This is a genomic window from Devosia sp. XGJD_8 (assembly GCF_046614475.1).
Classification (GTDB): domain Bacteria; phylum Pseudomonadota; class Alphaproteobacteria; order Rhizobiales; family Devosiaceae; genus Devosia.
This window is the reverse complement of record NZ_JBKJHF010000001.1, coordinates 1,060,400-1,078,288: the sequence shown is the minus strand read 5'-3', so window position 1 is coordinate 1,078,288 and position 17,889 is coordinate 1,060,400. Positions and strand designations below refer to the sequence as shown.

15 protein-coding genes are annotated in these 17,889 nt (G+C 64.7%); 7 read left to right on the top strand and 8 right to left on the bottom strand.

The features are described 5' to 3' along the window. Positions 1–128 precede the first annotated feature (128 nt). From ACLI1C_RS05010 to ACLI1C_RS04985, 6 genes are all read left to right on the top strand, one after another. Positions 129–1,175 (top strand): extracellular solute-binding protein, encoded by a 1,047-nt coding sequence (locus ACLI1C_RS05010; RefSeq protein ID WP_411395758.1) that lies wholly within the window; start codon positions 129–131, stop codon positions 1,173–1,175. A gap of 8 nt (positions 1,176–1,183) precedes the next feature. After that, positions 1,184–2,839, top strand: coding sequence for an ABC transporter permease (locus tag ACLI1C_RS05005; RefSeq protein ID WP_411395757.1), 1,656 nt, complete (start codon positions 1,184–1,186; stop codon positions 2,837–2,839). Between the two features lie 79 nt (positions 2,840–2,918). Then, on the top strand, positions 2,919–4,406 hold the full coding sequence (locus ACLI1C_RS05000) for an ABC transporter substrate-binding protein (protein WP_411398226.1): 1,488 nt from the start codon (positions 2,919–2,921) through the stop codon (positions 4,404–4,406). 162 nt (positions 4,407–4,568) lie between these two features. Next, a complete protein-coding gene (locus tag ACLI1C_RS04995) occupies positions 4,569–5,522 on the top strand; it encodes an ABC transporter permease (RefSeq protein WP_411395756.1) in 954 nt (317 codons plus the stop codon). Then, entirely contained in the window at positions 5,519–6,358 is an 840-nt protein-coding gene (locus tag ACLI1C_RS04990) for an ABC transporter permease (RefSeq protein ID WP_411395755.1), read from the top strand. The genes ACLI1C_RS04995 and ACLI1C_RS04990 overlap by 4 nt, the downstream gene beginning before the upstream one ends. Then, positions 6,345–7,904 carry a dipeptide ABC transporter ATP-binding protein gene (locus tag ACLI1C_RS04985; protein WP_411395754.1) on the top strand — a complete coding sequence of 520 codons (1,560 nt, stop codon included), beginning with the start codon at positions 6,345–6,347 and terminating at the stop codon, positions 7,902–7,904. Before ACLI1C_RS04990 ends, ACLI1C_RS04985 begins: the two co-directional genes overlap by 14 nt. Before the next feature lie 3 nt (positions 7,905–7,907). Here the strand turns inward: ACLI1C_RS04985 and ACLI1C_RS04980 are convergent, their stop codons facing one another. The 8 genes from ACLI1C_RS04980 to ACLI1C_RS04945 form a co-directional block, all read right to left on the bottom strand. After that, a complete protein-coding gene (locus ACLI1C_RS04980; RefSeq protein ID WP_411395753.1) occupies positions 7,908–9,578 on the bottom strand; it encodes an alpha-glucosidase family protein in 1,671 nt (556 codons plus the stop codon). A gap of 63 nt (positions 9,579–9,641) precedes the next feature. After that, positions 9,642–10,955, bottom strand: a complete 1,314-nt coding sequence (locus ACLI1C_RS04975) for a GH1 family beta-glucosidase (protein WP_411395752.1) — start codon at positions 10,953–10,955, stop codon at positions 9,642–9,644. A 96-nt stretch (positions 10,956–11,051) separates the two neighbouring features. Continuing rightward, positions 11,052–11,324, bottom strand: a complete 273-nt coding sequence (locus tag ACLI1C_RS04970; RefSeq protein ID WP_411395751.1) for a hypothetical protein — start codon at positions 11,322–11,324, stop codon at positions 11,052–11,054. Positions 11,325–11,359: 35 nt separating this feature from the next. Further along, a complete protein-coding gene (locus ACLI1C_RS04965; protein ID WP_411395750.1) occupies positions 11,360–12,439 on the bottom strand; it encodes an Mrp/NBP35 family ATP-binding protein in 1,080 nt (359 codons plus the stop codon). A gap of 237 nt (positions 12,440–12,676) precedes the next feature. Then, positions 12,677–13,330, bottom strand: a complete 654-nt coding sequence (fsa, locus tag ACLI1C_RS04960) for a fructose-6-phosphate aldolase (RefSeq protein WP_411395749.1) — start codon at positions 13,328–13,330, stop codon at positions 12,677–12,679. A gap of 88 nt (positions 13,331–13,418) precedes the next feature. Beyond that, positions 13,419–14,603 carry an aromatic amino acid transaminase gene (locus ACLI1C_RS04955; RefSeq protein WP_411395748.1) on the bottom strand — a complete coding sequence of 395 codons (1,185 nt, stop codon included), beginning with the start codon at positions 14,601–14,603 and terminating at the stop codon, positions 13,419–13,421. 89 nt (positions 14,604–14,692) lie between these two features. Next, complete coding sequence (locus ACLI1C_RS04950; RefSeq protein WP_411395746.1) at positions 14,693–15,625, bottom strand: electron transfer flavoprotein subunit alpha/FixB family protein; 933 nt, start codon at positions 15,623–15,625, stop codon at positions 14,693–14,695. After that, positions 15,625–16,383, bottom strand: coding sequence for an electron transfer flavoprotein subunit beta/FixA family protein (locus ACLI1C_RS04945; protein ID WP_411395745.1), 759 nt, complete (start codon positions 16,381–16,383; stop codon positions 15,625–15,627). The genes ACLI1C_RS04950 and ACLI1C_RS04945 overlap by 1 nt, the downstream gene beginning before the upstream one ends. A gap of 222 nt (positions 16,384–16,605) precedes the next feature. On the opposite strand from ACLI1C_RS04945, the gene ACLI1C_RS04940 reads away from it, so the two are divergent. After that, complete coding sequence (locus ACLI1C_RS04940; protein ID WP_411395744.1) at positions 16,606–17,775, top strand: M20 aminoacylase family protein; 1,170 nt, start codon at positions 16,606–16,608, stop codon at positions 17,773–17,775. Positions 17,776–17,889 lie beyond the last annotated feature (114 nt).

Sequence of the window (17,889 nt, the reverse complement as noted above, 5' to 3'; positions counted from 1 at the left end):
TTGCTGTTTTGAACGGTTCTAGACTTCAAGCCATTGATTTTGCTGAGCATTCTTGACTCTTGCGAGCCAATTGCGGAGAAGGCGCCCATTACAGCGGGACCTTGACCCCGCCCTATGGGAGTAGACACATGACCCTGACCTCGCGCATTGCGCTCGCCCTGCTCGGATCGGTTGCCCTGACCGGCATGGCCGCCCCCGCCTTTGCCCAGAGCGGCGAAGTGAACATCTACAGCTATCGCGAACAGAGCCTGCTGCAGCCGCTGCTGGACAAGTTCAGCGAAGAAACCGGTATCAAGGCCAATGTGCTCTATGCTGGTGATGGCCTGCTGGAGCGCGTCGCTGCCGAGGGTGAGCTTTCGCCCGCCGACGTGGTGCTGACGGTCGATATCGGCAACCTGGTCGGTGCCGAGGAGCAGGGCCTGACCCAGCCGATCACCACGCCGGACCTGGTGGCGCGCGTGCCGGAAGCCTTCCGCGATGACGATGCGAACTGGACCGCCCTGTCGCTGCGCAGCCGCGTCTTCTACGTCTCCAAGGACCGCGTCGACGCCACCGCGCTGACCTATGAGGACCTGGCCTCCGAGGAGTGGGACGGCCGCATCTGCACCCGCCCGGGCGACCATGCCTACAATATCGGCCTCATCGCCCACTACATCGCCGTCAACGGCGAGGAGAAGGCCCGCGAATGGCTGACCAAGGTGCGCGACAACCTGGCTTTCGCCCCCGACGGCAATGACCGCGCCCAGGTCAAGAGCATCCTCGACGGCACCTGCGACCTGGCGATCGTGAACACCTATTACATGGGCGCCATGCTCAACAACGAAGCCGAGCCGGAGCAGAAGGACTGGGCCAATTCCGCCCGGATCATCTATCCCAATGCCGAGGCCGATGGCACCCAGGTGAACGTGGCTGGCGGCTTCATCGCCAAGCATGCGCCCAATGCCGAAAATGCCAATGCGCTGATCGCCTTCCTGCTGTCGGACGAAGCCCAGTCGATCTATGCCGACACCAATTATGAATTCCCGGTGGTGGCGAGCGCGCCGATCAACGAGCTGGTGCTGAGCTGGGGTGAACTGAAGGCCTCGACCGTCCCGCTGACCGAAGTGGCCGCCAATCGCGGTGCCGCGGCAGCGCTGGTGGACGAGCTCAAGTTCAACGAAGGTCCCCAGGACTAGGCCGCCGCTTGGCGACCGACCACGAGGTCCGGACCATGTTGACCGGCAGGGCGCGCGCCCTGCCGGTCGTTCCGCTTTTGCTGGCTGCGCTGATGGGCCTGCCGATTGCCTGGCTGGGCTGGTCGGCCCTGCTGGCGATTGGCGGCAGCAATGGCCTGGGCGCCAACATGCTGCCCACGGCCCTGCGCGAGACGGGCCTGCTGATGGTTTCGGTGGGCCTGCTCACCGGAGGCGTCGGGCTGGTCGCCGCCTGGCTGGTGACGCATTACGAATTTCCGCTGCGACGGGTGTTCGACTGGGCGCTGGTGCTGCCGCTGGCGGTGCCGACCTACCTGGCGGCCTATGCCTATGTCGAAGTGCTCGACTTTACGGGGCCGTTGCAGAGCGCGCTGCGGGCGGTGAACGGGGCGACGACGCTGCGGGACTACTGGTTTCCCGACATCAAGAGCCAGTGGGGTGCCGCGCTGGTGCTGTCCAGCGTGCTCTATCCCTATGTCTATGTCGCCTGTCGGGCCTTCTTCCTGATGCAGTCGACGTCGCTCAATATCGCGGCGCGGACGCTGGGCGCCGGCGGCATGCGGACCTTCTTCACCGTGACGCTGCCGACCTCGCGCCCGGCGCTGGTAGTGGGGGTGACGCTGGCGATGATGGAAGTCGTCAACGACCTCGGGGCGGTGCAGTATTTCGGCATCAATGCCATTACCGCGATCATCTATTCGACCTGGATCAACCGCTCCGATTTCGGCGGCGCCGCACAGCTGGCCGTGACCGTGGTGCTGGTGATCGGGCTGCTGATCGTCGCCGAACAGCGGGCGCGGCGGGACCGCGTCTACATGACACGCCGCGACAGCCGTATCCCGCCAGCGCGGGAGCCGCTGCGAGCCGGGCGGCGCTGGGCTGCGGTCGGCTTCTGCCTGCTGCTGTTGGGGCTGGGTTTCGGCATTCCGGTGGGGCAGCTGGCCTATCTGGCATTCCGCGTGATGTTGCCCGAGACCATTGCCATGACGCTGAATGCGCTGGTGCCTACGGTGACGCTGGCGGCGGCGGGCGCGATCATCACCGTGGTGGTCGGGCTGGTGGCAGCCAAGCTCGCGCATCGCTCGGGCAATACGGCCAGGGGAGCGATCCGGCTGGCGACGCTGGGTTATGCCATTCCCGGCACGGTGCTGGCGCTGGGGCTGCTGCAGCCGCTGGGCCAGGCCGACCTGTGGTTCAACCGCATGACCATGGCCCTTTGGGAGTGGCGCCCGGGGCTGATCCTCTCCGGGTCGATGGCGGCGCTGCTCTATGTCTATTCGATCCGGTTCCTGGCCGTCAGCCATTCGACCATCGACGCGGCGATGAAGAAGCGCGGTGACTCTATCTTGGATGCCGGACGGGTATTGGGCGAACGGGGCATGGGGCTGCTGTTCAAGATCGACCTGCCCACCCTTGCGCCGGCTTTGTTGAGCGCGGCGACGCTGGTGTTCGTCGAGATCGTGAAGGAATTGCCGGCGACGCTGCTGCTCCGGCCGCTTGGCGTCGAGACGCTGGCGACGCTGGTCTATTCCCGCGCCAATGTCGGGCTGTTTGCCCAGGCGGCGCTGCCGGCGCTGTTCATCGTGCTGGCGGGCCTCATTCCGGTCATTCTTGCTACCCGGCTGGGCGACCGTAGGAAAGTATAACAGGCTGGCCTGCTGCCATGTTAGTCACGGTTCCCTATATGATGCGGCCAAGAGCGCAGCAATGCGCGCAGCGCGGGGAATGACGATGAACAAGACAATCAAGGCTCTGGGCCTGGCACTGATGCTGACGACGGCGGCGGGCGGCATGGCGCTGGCGCAGCCGACTGAAGTTCGGATCGGCGTGGCGCTGGAGCCGCCGGCGCTGGACCCGACCGCCGGGGCAGCGGAAGCCATCGACATCGTGGTCTATCAGAACATTTTCGAGGGGCTGACCCGCGTCGACCAGAATGGTGCGGTGCAGCCGGGGCTGGCGGAATCCTGGACCATTTCGGACGACAGCCTGACCTATACGTTCAAGCTGCATGACGGAGTGACCTTCCACGACGGCACGGCCTTCGATGCCGAGGACGTCAAGTTCACCTTCGACCGCATCCTGGCGGAAGACAGCGTCAGCGCGCACAAGGAATTCTACGAGCCGATCGAGAGTGTGACGGTGATCGATCCGCTGACGGTGGAGATCAAGCTCAGCCGGGTGGTCGGCAACTTCCTGTTCGATCTGGGTCGCGGCGACGCGGTGATCGTGGCGCCGGAAAGCGCCGGCAACAATGCCAATGTGCCGATCGGCACCGGGCCCTTCGCCTTCCTGCAGTGGGACAAGGGGAGCCGGGTAATGCTGGAAGCCTATGGCCCCTATTGGGGCGAGCCGGTGAGCCTGTCCAAGGCGAGTTATGTGTTCATCGGCGACACGGCGACGATGATCAATGCGCTGCTGGCCGGCGATATCGATGGCACCAACAATTTCGGGCAGGAAGCGCTGGAAGTGTTCGAGGCCAATCCGCAGTTCCAGGTGCTGGTCGGCACGACGGAAGGCGAGACGATCCTATCGACCAACAATACCAAGCCGCCCTTCGACAATCTCAAGGTGCGCCAGGCCATGGCGCATGCGCTGGACCGGCAAGCCATCATCGATGGCGCCACCTATGGCTATGGCGTGCCGATCGGCAGCCATTTTGCCCCGCACAATCCCTACTATGTCGACCTGACCGGCACCTATCCGCATGACGTGGAGGCCGCCAAGGCACTGCTGGCCGAGGCCGGTTTTCCGGATGGGTTCAGCGCCACGCTGAAGATGCCGCCGCTGGCCTATGCTCGGCTCTCGGGACAGATCATTGCCAGCCAGTTTGCCGAGGTGGGCATCAGACTCGAACTGATCAATGTGGAATGGGCGCAGTGGCTGGAAGACGTCTATGCCAACAAGGACTATGACCTGACCATCGTCAGCCATGTCGAGCCGTTCGACATTGGCAACTACGCCAACCCCGACTACTACTTCGGCTATGACAACCCCGAATTCCAGGCGCTGATCGAGACCCTCAATGGCACGACCGACGACGCCCAGCGCAAGGAACTCGCGGTCGAGGCGCAGACCATCCTCGCCAATGATGCGGTCAATGGCTACCTGTTCGAACTGCCGCAGACCGGCGTCTGGAATGCCAAGCTCACGGGCATGTGGCAGAACTCACCCATCGAAGGGCTGGTGCTGCGGGATATCAAGTGGACCGAGTGATATCCCGACTATTGAGTTTGTAACTTCCCCCCTCCCAGCCTCCCCCACAAGGGGGGAGGTGCCGGCCGGTGGTTGGGGCTCGATCTCTAGCCAAGCACATATCTTCACCTCCCCCCTTGTGGGGAAGGCCGTGAGGGGGGGCGACTGGCCCTTGCCCCATCGATGATCCTCTTCGCCCTCCGTCGTTTCCTCGGATTTGCCGTAACGCTGCTGGTGGCGGCGCTGGTAATCTTCTGGCTGCTCGACCTGCTGCCGGGGGACCCGGCGCAGTTCATCCTCGGCATCAATGCCACGCCGGACGCCGTGGCGCGGCTGCGGGCGCAGATGGGGCTGGATGCGCCGGCGCATGAGCGCTTCCTGGGCTGGATCTGGGGCATGCTGCAGGGCGACTTCGGCATGTCCTATACGCAGCGCGCGCCGGTGGCGGAGCTGATCTGGGGGCGGCTGGGCGTGACGCTGCCGCTCTCGATCATGGCCATGGTGATTTCCGTGGTGGTGGGCCTGCCGCTGGGCATCCTGGCCGCACGGCGGCGCGGCAAGCCGCTCGACACGATGGTGATGATGCTGGCGCAGACCGGCATCGCCATTCCCAATTTCTGGTTCGGCATGCTGCTGACGCTGCTGTTCGCGGTGACGCTGCGCTGGCTGCCGCCGGGCGGCTTCACGCCGTGGGACGAGGACAGCGGCGCGGCACTGCGCGGGCTGATCCTGCCCAGCCTGGCGCTGGCGCTGCCGCAGGCCTCTATCCTGGCGCGGGTGATGCGAACGGCGCTGGTGGATGTGACCAGCCAGGACTATATCCGCACCGCACGCGCCAAGGGGCTGACCATGGGCGAGGCGGTATGGCGGCATGGGGTGCGCAATGCGCTGCTGCCGGTGCTGACAATCCTGGGGCTGCAGTTTGCCTATCTGGTAGCCGGCACGATCATCGTGGAAAACGTGTTCTACCTGCCCGGCCTGGGCCGGCTGATCTTCACCGCCATTTCCGAGCGCGACCTGATCCTGGTGCGTGGCGCCACCATCATCCTGATCGTGACGGTGACGGCGACAATGCTGGTGACGGACCTCACCTATGCGCTGGTCGATCCACGCCTGCGGGAAAGGAGCGCGCCATGAACCGGCTCTGGTCCCATCCGAGCCTGGTCATCGGCCTCGTTGCCACGCTGATCTTCGTCGCCATCGGGCTGTTGTCGCTGGTGTGGACGCCCTTTCCCATCGAGCAGATCGACATTCCGCGTCGTTTCCTCGCGCCGAACGCCGAACACTGGCTGGGCACGGACAACCTGGGCCGGGACATGGCGTCGCTGGTGATGTCCGGCGCCTGGACGAGCTTTCTCGTGGCGGCCATTGCCGTGGCCATCGGCGTCGGTGTCGGCGTGCCGCTGGGCCTTGCCGCAGCGGCCTGGGGCGGACATGTCGAGTGGGTCGTGCTGCGCCTGACCGACTTTGTCTTCGCCTTCCCGGCGGTGATCGTGGCGATCCTCATCACCACGCTGGTCGGCCCCGGCGCGGTCAACGCCATCGTGGCCATCGGCATATTCAATATTCCGGTCTTCGCGCGGGTGGCGCGCGGCGGGGCGCTCAGCATTGCCACGCTCGACTTCGTCGCGGCCGGGCGGCTGGCGGGGCTGGGCAATGCGATGATTGCCTGGCGGCACCTGCTGCCCAATATCATGAGCCTGCTGATCGTGCAGGGCACGATCCAGATGTCGCTCGGCATCCTGGCCGAGGCGGGACTCTCCTATATCGGGTTGGGCACCCAGCCGCCGGCGACGAGCCTGGGGCTGATGCTGCGCGATGCACAGGGCATGTTCCTGATCCATCCATGGCTGACGCTGGTGCCCGGGCTGGCCATCGTGCTCATCGTCATTGCCCTCAATATCGCGGGCGACGGCCTGCGCGACGCCATAGACCCGCGGCTCCGGCAAGGGAATCCCAATGTCCTTGCTTGATGTCTCGGGCCTCTCCATCCGTTTCGGCAATACCGAAGTGGTTTCCGATGTCAGCTTCTCGCTGCAGCGGGGGGAGCGCTTCGGCATTATCGGGGAAAGCGGCTCGGGCAAGACGCTGACGACGCTGGCCATAGCGGGCCTGTTGCCCGACGACGCCGTGGTGGGCGGCACGATAGCGCTCGACGGCGAGCCCCTGCCCCGCGCCGAGCGCGCCATGGCAAGGCTGCGCGGTGAACGCATCGGCATGGTGTTCCAGGAGCCGATGACGGCGCTCAATCCGCTGATGCGGGTGAACGACCAGATCGAGGAGGCCATCCGTCTCAACATCGCGCATGGCGCGCCGCAGACCAAGGTTGGCAACCTGCTCGAGGAAGTGGGCCTCGAACTCCGCCATGGCGAGCGCTTTCCGCATCAGCTGTCCGGGGGGCAGCGGCAGCGCGTGATGATTGCCATGGCGCTGGCGAGCCGGCCGGACCTGCTGATCGCAGACGAGCCGACCTCGGCGCTCGATCTCGTCACCCAGCGCAAGGTGCTCGACCTGATTGCCGATATCTGCGCGCGCCGGCAGATGACGCTGCTGTTCATCACCCACGACCTCAAGGCGGTGGCGGCGCTCTGCACGCGCGTGGCCGTGATGCATGATGGGCGGCTGGTCGAAACGGGCGAGGCCATGAGCGTCTTCTCGGCGCCCAAGCAGCCCTATACGCAAAGGCTGGTGGCTGCGTCACGGTTCGATTTTCCGCCCCTCGAGCGCGCGCCGCTTGGCGGGAGCCTGCTCGAGGTCGATGGTATCGTGCGCGACTATCGCCAGAGCGGCGGACTGTTCCAGCGGCACAAGCCGCTGCGGGCGGTCGACGCGGCGCGCTTTGCCATCGCCAGCGGCGAGTGCCTGGCGCTGGTCGGGCCATCCGGCTGCGGCAAGACCACGCTGGCCAAGATCATCGTCGGCCTCGACAGGGCAACGGCGGGTGAGGTGCGGCTGGAGGGCCGGACCTATCATGGTTCGGACCTGCCCAAGGACTTGCGACGCGACATCTCGCTGGTGTTCCAGGACCCGTTCGGCAGCTTCAACCCCCGGCTGACCGTGGCGGATTCGCTGGGCGAACCACTGCGGCTGGAGCCGGGCCTGACGGCCGAGACGGTGCGGCAGCGGCTGGTGGAGTCCGTCGAGGCGGTCGGGCTCGATGCCGGCATGCTGGAGCGCTACCCGCATGAATTCTCGGGTGGGCAGCGGCAGCGACTGGCCATTGCCCGGGCGCTGGTGACCAGGCCAAAGCTGGTGGTGCTCGACGAGCCGGTATCGGCGCTGGACATGTCGGTGCGGGGCGAGGTGCTGGCGCTGCTGGCCCGCCTGCAGGCCGATTTCGGCCTCACCTATCTCATCATCAGCCATGACCTCGACATGGTGCATGCCATGGCAGACCGGGTGCTGGTGATGGAAGCCGGACGGATCGTCGAAGAGGGCAAGCCGGATCAGCTCTTCGCGCGGCCGCAGCATCGGCTGACGCGCGATCTGGTGGCCGCGCGCCTGCCGCAGGTCGCCTGAAGGCTACAGCACGCCGATATAGGATCCGAACGGTTCGAGATCGAGTTCGCCGTCGATCGGCGCAGCAGTGACGCCGGGGCAGCCGGCATCATGGGGGCTGAGATCGGCCGGAATGGCGAATTCGGCGGCGGTGTCGCCCATGTTGAAGACGCAGAGCAGGCGCTCATCGCCCGCCTCGCGGATAAAGGCCAGTACATTGCCGGGAGCGTCGAGCAGCCTGATCGAACCCTTGACCAGCGCCGGATGGGCGCGGCGGAACTGCAGCAGCGCACGATAGAATTCCAGCACCGAGCCATCGACCTTGTCCTGCGTGTCGACGGCATGGACGAGATGCTCGGCCGGCACGGGCAGCCAGGTCCGGTTTGCGGTGGAAAAGGCGCCATTGGCGGCATGCGCCTGCCAGACCATGGGCGTGCGGCAGCCGTCGCGCCCCTTGAACTGGGGCCAGAACTCGATGCCATAGGGATCGACCAGGTCCTCGAAGGCCAGTTCGGCCTCCTTGAGGCCCAGCTCCTCGCCCTGGTAGAGGCAGACCGAGCCGCGCATCGCCAGGATCAGCGTGATGGCCAGGCGTGCAAAGACATCCTCCTGCCCATGGACGGCCCAGCGGCTGACATGGCGCACCACGTCGTGATTGGAGAAGGCCAGGCAAATCCAGCCATCGGGAGCAGCCGCCTCGGCGGCCGCGATCGACTTGCTGAAATGGGCGGCCGAGAACTCCCCGCCGAGGAAATCGAAGGTATAGGCCATGTGCAGGCGCTCATCGCCCGAGGTGTATTGCGCCATGACTTCGAGCTGGTGCTGGCTGTCGCCGATCTCGCCGACCGTGGTCTTGCCCGGATACTCATCCATCATGGCGCGGAGGCGCCTGAGGAACTCCAGGTTTTCCGGCCGGGACTTGTCGTAGAGATGTTCCTGGAAATTATAGGGGTTCACCGCAGGGGCGGTCGAGGCGTTAAAATCCTCTGGCTTGACCACGGGATTGGATTCCAGACCCGTCGAGTGAAAATAGAAGTTCACCGTATCGAGGCGGAAGCCGTCGACGCCCCGCTCCAGCCAGAAGCGCATATCGCCCAGCAGGGCCTCCTGCACGTCCGGATTGTGGAAGTTGAGGTCGGGCTGGGAGACCAGGAAATTGTGCAGGTAATACTGCATGCGCCGGCTGTCCCACTGCCAGGCCGAGCCACCGAAAATGGAGAGCCAGTTATTGGGCGGCGTGCCATCGGGCTTGGGATCGGCCCAGACATACCAATCGGCGCGAGCATTGGTGCGGTTCTGGCGGGATTCGGCGAACCAGGCATGCTTGTCGGACGAGTGGGAGATTACCTGGTCGATGATGACCTTGAGCCCCAGCGAGTGGGCCTTCTGCACCAGGCGGTCGAAATCCTCGAGCGTGCCGAAGCTGGGATCGATGCCGCGATAGTCGGATACGTCGTAGCCGAAATCCTTCATCGGCGAGGTGAAGACCGGCGACAGCCAGATGGCGTCGACGCCCAGGTCGGCGACATAATCGAGACGGCTGGTAATGCCCACCAGATCGCCGATGCCGTCGCCGTTCTGGTCCTGGAAGGAGCGCGGATAGATCTGGTAGATCACCGCGCCGCGCCACCAATCCTTGTCGATGGCGTGCTCCTCGGCAATCCTGGGCTCGGTCATCAGCGTAATGGCGGTCATGGGTGCTTCCCTCGTGGGCTGACCGCCACTTAACCTCGCGACTATGATCGAGGCAAGGCAGCCTCAGCGCGTATTGTGCAGCATGCCCTGGAAGGCGCGATAGCTGGATTTGGGCGTGCGCTGCTGGGTTTCGTAGTCGACATGCACGATGCCGAAACGCTTGTTGTAGCCCTCGGCCCATTCGTAATTGTCGAGCAGCGACCAGGCAAAATAGCCGCGCACATCGGCGCCCGCGGCGCGGGCGGACAGCACGGCCTTGAGGTGATCCTCGTAATATTTCACGCGGCGCGGATCATCGCTCCCCTCGACCTCTGCCATGCCGTTCTCGGTCACGTAGAGCGGCAGACTGGTGTAGTCGCTGGAGACGCGGACCAGCAGGTCGCTGAGGCCCTTGGGGTAGATTTCCCAGCCGATATCGGTCTTTTCCAGCGGTCCCTTGACCTGTTCGATCGGATTGCCGGGGGTCTCGGAGGACTTGTAGATGCCACGCGTGTAGTAGTTGATGCCCAGCCAGTCGAGCGGACGGGAAACGACGGCCATGTCGTCCCGATAGCCGGCGGGCAGATGCTCACCGAGCCAGTTGGTGACCACCTCGGGATATTGGCCCTTGAGCACGCCGCCCAGATACCAGCGGTTGAACAGGGCATCGCCCATATCCATTGCCGCAAGATCTTCCGGCTTGTCGGACGCGGCTTCGGACTTTTCCAGATTGAGCACGATGCCGAGGTTCTTCGCGCCATTGGCGCGCAGCGCATCGATGGCCGTGCCGTGGGCAAACAGCACGTGGTGCATGGCACGCGCGGCAGCGCGCATGTCGCGGTAGCCGGGGGCATGAATGCCCAGATAGTGGCTGAGGAAGGCGACGCACCATGGCTCGTTGATAGTGGCGGTGGCGGTGAGACGGTCCCCGAATTTCTGCGCAATCAGCGCCGCGTAGTCGCCGAACCAGCCGGCGATGTCGCGGTTCATCCAGCCGCCCCTGTCCTGCAGGGCCGAGGGCAGGTCCCAGTGATAGAGCGTCGCATAGGGCTTGATGCCGCGTTCGAGCATGCCGTCGACGAGGCGGTCGTAGAAGTCGATGCCCGCCTGATTGACGGCGCCGGTGCCCTCGGGGATCAGCCGCGGCCAGGCGAAGGAAAAGCGATAGCCGTCAAAGCCGCCGTCGCGGATCAGATCGAGGTCCTGCGGCCAGAGCTCGTAGTGGTTGCAGGCCCTAATGCCCGTATCGCCATTGTGGACATTGCCGGGGGTGGCCGAAAAACTGTCCCAGATGGACGGGCCGCGGCCATCGCGCTGGCCACCCTCGATCTGGTAGGCGGCAGTGGCCACGCCAAAGGTGAAATCCGGACCGAAGTCCTTGCGGTCGATCGAGAACATGGAGGCTCCTCTGGCCGGCATTTGCCGTGTTTAGGCAAGCCAGATAGCCGATGATCGGGGTTTATGCAATCGATTGCAGAGAGGGGTTGGCGCGGCTCAGCGGTACCACTTGTCGGCCGCGGCCTTGGCCTTGGCGTCGGCTGCCACGCGACTCTGGATGATCCGCGCCATCAGCTGGGACTGATCTGCGCTGTTCTGTGCCGCGGCGTTGGCGAGCGTGTAGCGCAGGGTGTCGGACTTGGCCAGGGTGTTCTGGGCAGCGGCCCGCCGGGCCTCCGATCGGGCTTCGGCCAATGCCGCAGCGTCCGCGCGCTTGGCGCGCTGGAGCATGATCGAGTCGTAGGCGCTGACTTTTTGAATGATGGCCATGGGTGCGATAGTGCGGCCCGGGGCTTAACAGGTCATTAACGCGGCGGTGGTGCGCCCTGCGCCAGGATGGTTCGGGCTATGGCGCGATAGGCCGCGGCTTCGGGGCCCTCCGGTGCAGCGACCATGGGCGGCGTGCCGGCGTCGGACCCCTCGCGGATTGACATGACCAGTGGAATGGCGCCGAGGAAGGGGATGCCGAGGTCGGCAGCGGCACGCTCGGCGCCTCCGGAACCGAAGATGTCGTAGCGCGTACCGGTATCGGGCGCGATGAAGTAGCTCATGTTTTCGACGAGACCGAGGATCGGCACACCGAAGCGGGGCAGCATGTCGATGGCCTTCTTCGCATCGATCAGCGCCAGGTCCTGCGGGGTGGAGACGATCACCACGCCGTAGATCTCGGCCTGCTGGAACAGGGAGATGTGGATGTCGCCGGTGCCGGGCGGCAGGTCGATGACAAGGCAATCGAGCTCGCCCCAGGCGGTTTCGCGCAGCAGCTGGCGCAGGGCCGAAGTGGCCATCGGGCCGCGCCAGACCACGGCCTGATCCTTGACCAGCATGGAGCCGATCGACATGGCCTTGAGCCCGAAGGCCTCGTGCGGGGAAAAGATCCCGTCGTCGCGAATGGCTGGCTGGCCCTCGAGGCCGAGCAGTTTGGGAATGGAGGGACCATAGAGGTCGGCATCGAGGATGCCGATGCGAAGTCCCTCGGCCTGCAGCGCCAGGGCGATATTGACGGCGGTGGTGGACTTGCCGACGCCGCCCTTGCCGGAGCCGACCGCGATGATGCGCGCGATGCCGGGCACGGGCGTCTTGCCGGCGGGTACCGGCTTGCCATGGGAAAAGGTGGGGCCGGCCTTGGGCGGCGCCTTGCCGCCGGTGAGCGAGACCATGACCTTGCGTGTGCCGGCGATCTTCTGTGCAACCGCGGCGGCCTCTTCGCGCGCCGGGCCAAAGGCGGCCTCCATGCCGGGGGCCACCGCGATGGCGAAGGCGACGGCGCCGGAGGTGACGATGATGTCTGAGAGGCCGGCATAGGTCGCCAGATCGCCGCCGCCGGGGATTTCGACGGCAGCTAGCGCGGACCTGATGGATGCGGCGAGTTCGGTATCGGCCATGGGAACCTCGTTACGCCGGGTGCCTCCCCTCTCCCCTTGAGGGAGAGGGTGGATCGGCCGCAGGCCGCGACGGGTGAGGGGTTTATGGCCGCCGCTGCCATTCGAGCACAGCTCTCCTGGCCTTCTCGTCTCAAATCGCTCCACCGGAGCGATTTGCCCTGCCGGACTTCTCGAAGCCCCTCATCCGCCCTTACGGGGCACCTTCTCCCTCAAAGGGAGAAGGAAAAGAACGAAAGACTACAGGATCGACTGACCCGTTGCCTTCCAGTCCTTGAGGAAGCCGTCGATGCCCGAATTGGTCAGCGGGTGGTTGGCCAGCTTGCGGATCACGTCGGGCGGGATGGTGGCGACATCGGCCCCGGCCAGCGCGACCTGGGTCACGTGGTTGGGCGAACGGATCGAGGCGGCCAGGATCTCGGTTTCGAAGGCGTAGTTGTCGTAGATCTGGCGGATATTCTCGATCAGCTCGACGCCATCGAGGTTGATGTCATCGAGACGGCCGAGGAAGGGCGAAATGTAGGTCGCGCCGACCTTGGCCGCGAGCAGCGCCTGGTTGGCCGAGAAGCAGAGCGTGACATTGGTCTTGATGCCGCGATCCTTGAAGGTCTTGGTCGCCTTGAGGCCGGCAAGGGTCAGCGGCAGCTTGACCACGACGTTCTCGGCCAGTGCGGCCAGCACGGTGCCCTCGGCGATCATGCCGTCATATTCGAGCGAAGCGACTTCGGCGGAAACCGGGCCGGGAACGATCGAGCAGATCTCCTTGACGACTTCCTTGAAGTCGCGGCCGGACTTGGCGATCAGAGACGGATTGGTGGTCACGCCATCGAGGAGACCCGTTTCGTAGAGTTCCTTGATGTCCTTGATTTCTGCAGTATCGACGAAGAACTTCATGGTTCCCTCCTGAAAATGTGTTCTGCCGTGGCCGGTTAGCCAAGGTGTAGCACGGCAAGACCTTGCCGCAAGCCGAATTGAAGTGGCGCTATTTGATTGCCGCGAGCATCGCTTCGGCCAGGTCGCCGACGCGATCTTCGGGGATGCCGGCGACATTGATGCGACTGTCACCAATCATATAGATGCCGTTGTTGGCCTTAAGATGTTCAACGACCGAATTTTCGAGGCCCAGCAGCGAAAACATGCCGCGATGGGCGGCGATGAAGTCGAAATCCTTGGAATTCGACCGCTGCCTGATGGCTTCGCTCAGCTTTTCGCGCAGGCGGATCATGCGGCCGCGCATGGCATTGAGCTCGGCTTCCCACTCGGCGCGCAGCTCGGCATCCTCAAGGATGGTGCGGATGATCTCGGCGCCATGATCGGGCGGCTGGCTATAGGCCCCGCGGATGATGTTGAGCAGCTGCGACTGGGCGATATCGGCCTGGGCAGCGTCGCGGGCGATGAGGATGGCGGCGCCGACGCGTTCGCGATAGAGGCCGAAATTCTTGCTGCCGGAAAAGGCGATCAGCGCTTCGGGCACCGAAGAGATGACCTTGCGGGTGCCGTAGGCATCTTCCACCAGGCCATCGCCGAAGCCGAGATAGGCCAGGTCGATGAAAGGCAGCGCGCCGGTACGAGCAAGGCTCGCGGCAACCTGGTCCCACTGCTCGGGCGTCAGGTTGGCGCCGGTCGGGTTGTGGCAGCAGCCATGCAGCAACACGACGTCGTCCTTGCCCAGCTTGTCGAGCGCAGCCAGCATCTCGGCAAACTTCACGCCGCGCGTTTCAGTATCGAAATAGGGATAGGTCTTGACCACGAGGCCGGAATTTTCGGCGATCGGGTTGTGGTTGGGCCAGGTCGGATCGGAGACCCAGACGGTGGCGCCGGGCCGCGCGCGGTTGACCAGCTGCATCAGCACCCAGAGCGAGCCGGTGCCGCCCGGGGCTTGGGCGATGCGGACGCGGGAGCGGTCGACACTATCGCCCAAAGCCAGGTCGAGCACGGCGGCGCCATAACCCTTGTTGCCGGCGATGCCGAGGTAAGTCTTGGTCTTGCCTGCCGCAAGGATCTTCTGCTCGGCCTTCTTGACCGATGTCATGATGGGGGTGGTGCCCTGCTCGTCCTTGTAGACGCCGACGCCGAGGTCGATCTTGGTGGGACGCGGATCAGCCGCGTATTCGCCCATGAGCGCCAGGATCTTGTCGCCGGGGGCCTTGGTCAGGGTCTCGAACATGTCTGGGGTCGTTCCGGTGGGAGGCGGGGTTGTTATAGGCGGCGGCGGATTTTTTGCAATCTCTGTGAGGACCTCACCTGAGGCCTCCGTCAGTCTCGTTTGAGCCCGGCTTTGTCCAGTTCCACCAGCAATTGCGGAATGATCTCAAACAGATCGCCGATCAGCGCCACGTCGGCCAGTTTGACCAGTGGGGCTTCGGGATCGGCATTGATGGCAACGATCTTCTTGGCGCCCTGGATGCCGGCGAGGTGCTGGAGGGCGCCGGAAATGCCGATGGCGATGTAGAGATCGGGGGCGATGATCTTGCCGGTCTGGCCAACCTGCCAGTCATTGGGGGCGTAGCCGGCATCCACCGCCGCGCGGGTGGCGCCGATGGCGGCACCGAGCTTCTTGGCAAGCTGTTCGATGAGCTGGAAGTTCTCGGCGGATCCGAGCGCCACGCCGCCACCGACGACAATCTGGGCCGTCGCAAGATCGGGTGTGTCGCTTTCGGTGCGGTGCGCGGCAATCAGCCGGGCTACGGAAGCCGCCGTATTTTCGATGAGTTCGATGGGCGCGTCATTGCCGCCGGCGGCGGCGCGGAAGGCCGAGGCGCGGATGGTGAGGACATGCCGGGCCTGGCCATCGCTGACGGTCTGGACGGCATTGCCGGCATAGATGGGGCGCTCGAAGCGGGTGGGACCGAGGATTTTGACGACGTCGGTGACGGGCATCAGGTCGAGTTTGGCGGCGACACGCGGCATGCGATCCTTGCCCACACTGCCGGCCGACTGGACGATAAAGTGGTAGGGCTCGGCCAGCGCGGCGATGAGAGATGCGTCCGCGTCGGATGACGAGGCGCCGTTGGCCACCAGCACCCGGGTCACACCGGCAATCCTGGCAGCCTCGGCCGCGACGGCATCGATGTCCTGGCCGATGACCAGCAGATCGATGGGACCCAGCTCGCTGACCGCGTGAATGACGCGGGCGGTGGCTGGCGAAAGGGCGCCGAGATCGTGATCGGCAACAACCAGGACGCTCATCACAGGGCCTCCATCTGCGACACTTCAGTGGCGATATAGGCGGCCAGTTCGGTCGCCGATGCCACGCTCCTTCCCGCTGCACGCTCGGCCGGCGGGGAGACCTTCTCGATGGTGAGACGCGGCGTCAGGTCGACGCCGAATTCGGCCACGGGGCGGACGGCGAGGGGCTTGCTGCGCGCCTTCATCACCATGGGCAGAGCCGCATTGCGCGGGGTGTTGAGGCGCAGGTCGGCGGTGACGATAGCCGGGAGCGGAATGGCGATGGTCTCGCGGCCGGAATCGATCTCGCGGGTGACTTCGATCCCCTGCCCGACCACCTTGATCTCCGAGGCAAAGGTCGCCTGCGGGCGATCGGTCAGCGCGGCCAGCATCTGGCCGACGTGGTTGCTGTCGTCATCGACGGCCTGCTTGCCGAGCAGGACGATGTCGGGATTTTCCTCGGCGACCACCTTGGCCAGCAGCTTGGCGATGGCAAGGGTTTCGAGCTCCGCATCGGTCTCGATCAGAATGCCGCGATGGGCGCCCATGGCGAGGGCGGTGAGGATGACGTCGTTGGATGCCTTGGGACCGATGGAGACGATGACGATCTCGTCGCCATGGCCGGCCTCGGACAGCTGCACGGCCGCCTCGACGGCATGCTTGCAGAAGGGGTTCATCGACATGCGGACCCCACTGGTCTCGACGCCAGTGCCATCGGGACGAACCCGGATGCGAACGTTGTGATCGACGACGCGCTTGATGGCGACCAGGATTTTCATGGGCAGCTCCGGCAAGGTGCCGGTGTCATTACAAAATTGGCCAGCACGGGCAAGCCGCGCGGGGGGAAATTTGGGCTAGCGGCGGGAGGATTGTTGGAAAAGGGTGCTGGCGCCTTCACATCTCCCTCAAGGGAAGAGGGGAAGACGACAAATCCATGCTAGTGTTGACGCAGCCGATTGGGACAGCGACACTGACCCAGAATTGACCGCTTCGGACCAGATATGCCCGTCATCAACCGCATTGCCGAGTTTCACCAGGAGATCGCCGGCTGGCGACAGGATTTTCACGCGCATCCGGAGATCCTCTACGAGGTGGAGCGGACGGCCGGGGTGGTGGAGCAGAAGCTGCGGGAGTTCGGCTGCGACGAGGTAGTGACCGGGATCGGGCGCACGGGCGTCGTCGGCATCATCCACGGGCGGACCAACACGAGCGGACGGACCATCGGGCTGCGGGCCGATATGGATGCGCTGCCGGTCACCGAAAAGACCGGCAAGGACTATGCCTCGACCGTACCGGGCAAGATGCATGCCTGCGGGCATGACGGGCACACAGCCATGCTGCTGGGGGCCGCGAAATATCTCGCCGAAACGCGTAATTTTGACGGCCGCATCGCGCTGATCTTCCAGCCGGCGGAAGAGGGCGGCGCCGGCGGCAAGGCCATGCTGAATGATGGCCTGGTCGAGCGCTTCGCCATCGACGAATTCTACGGCATGCACAACTGGCCGGGCATGCCGGCCGGGCATTTCGGTATTCGCGCCGGCGGCATCATGGCGGCCACAGACCGCTTCTATATCGACATTGTGGGCAAGGGCGGCCATGCGGCACGGCCGCAAACTACGATCGACCCGATCATGGTGGCGGCCAACATGATCGTGGCGCTGCAGTCCATCGTATCGCGCAATGTGGACCCGCTGGCCAATGCCGTGCTGTCGGTGACCATGGTGGAGGCCGGCGAGGCAGACAATGTGATTTCCCAGACCGCCAAGATCACCGGGACGGTGCGGACGCTTGACCTTGCCGTGCAGGACCAGATCGAGCAGCGGCTGGCCGAGTTCGTGCCGCAGTTTGCCGCCAGCTTTGGCGCCCAGGCGACGGTGCGCTATGCAAGGGGTTATCCGGTGACGGTCAATTCGCCGGAGCAGACCGAGTTTGCGGCCCAGGTTGCCGGCGACGTGGTCGGACCCGGCCACGTCGACACCGACGCCCCGCCCTCGATGGGCGGAGAGGATTTTTCCTTCATGCTGGAAGAGCGCCCCGGCGCCTATATTTTCCTCGGCAATGGCGACAGCTCCGAGCTCCATACCGATACTTATGATTTCAATGACGAGGTGATCCCCGTTGGCGTGACCTATTGGGTGCGGCTGGCGGAAACGGCATTGCCGGTGGAGTGACACCGCGCCACGACCCGTGGTTCGACAGGCTCACCATGAGGTCTACTGATGACCTCGATTTTTGAGTAGACCTCATCCTGAGCCTGCCGAAGGACGAGGTCGTGGCGAGAGATT